Genomic DNA, 1066 nt, shown 5'->3' on the forward strand with positions numbered 1-1066 from the left:
TGCGTACATGATCTGCGGAAATGCGAAAAGCAGTGCGCTCGCGACCATCGATACGACGAATGCGACGACCATCCCGTCCCACACGACATGCGCGTGCGGTCGGTCGGTGTCGGCCAGGGCTTGCGCCAGTCCGCGCTTCAGCCCCAGTGTCGCAAGCAATGCCGCCAGCTCGATCACGACAACAGCGAGCGCAAACCGCCCGACGATCTCCGGGCCGTACAGCCGTCCTGCGATGAACAGGAATGGCAGCCGGGCGAGCAGTCGCAGGAAAAAGCCGAAAATATTCGTCCGCCCACCCTTTGCCAGCGCGGCAATGTCGTCCGATGCGGCGGCAGAAGCGGCGGGGCGCGCCTCAGCCGTCAATGCGCCGCGCCCCAGCTCGCACCCGTGCCAATCTCGACGCCGAGCGGCACAGTCAGTGTCACCGCCGGTTCCGCTGCCGTCTCCATCACCCGGCGGATCACGGGCGTTGCGGCCTCGACATCGCGTTCGGGCAATTCGAACACCAGTTCGTCATGCACCTGCATCAGCATGCGGACCTCGGGCAGCCCCGCGTCGAGCAACGCTGGACCCATCCGCACCATCGCGCGCTTGATAATGTCGGCGCTGGTCCCCTGGATCGGTGCGTTGATCGCCGCGCGCTCGGCTCCCTGCCGCTCATGCTGAACGCTCGACTTGATCCGCGAGAAATGCGTTTTCCGCCCGAACAAAGTCGTGGTGTAACCCTTGGCGCGGACCTCCTCGATCGTCGAGACGATGTAATTGTTGATGCCCGGAAACCGCTCGAAATAGCGGTTGATCATGTCCTGCGCCTCGTCCGCCGTTACGTCGAGCCGACCGGCCAGCCCCCACCGCGAAATGCCGTAAAGGATCGCGAAATTGATCGTCTTCGCCCGCCCGCGCGTGTCGCGGTTGACCTCGCCGAACAGCTCCATCGCGGTCATGCTGTGGATGTCGTCGCCATTCTCGAATGCAGTACGCAGCGCTGGCACGTCTGCGATATGCGCTGCCAGCCGTAATTCAATCTGTGAATAATCCGCTGCCAGGATGACATTTCCCGGCTCGG

Annotated in this window: 1 protein-coding gene and 1 pseudogene; both read right to left on the reverse strand. The window is 63.5% G+C overall.

What is annotated here, in order from left to right; translation table 11 throughout:
- A pseudogene (locus tag U1769_RS25405) lies at window positions 1-363 on the reverse strand (lipopolysaccharide biosynthesis protein); the annotation flags it as partial.
- A partial coding sequence (locus U1769_RS25410; protein WP_332720931.1) for a DNA polymerase occupies window positions 360-1066 on the reverse strand: 707 nt, incomplete at its 5' end. The gene U1769_RS25410 and the pseudogene U1769_RS25405, both read right to left, overlap by 4 nt.

Source organism: Parasphingomonas zepuensis (assembly GCF_036663735.1).
In the GTDB taxonomy this organism is placed as follows: domain Bacteria; phylum Pseudomonadota; class Alphaproteobacteria; order Sphingomonadales; family Sphingomonadaceae; genus Sphingomonas.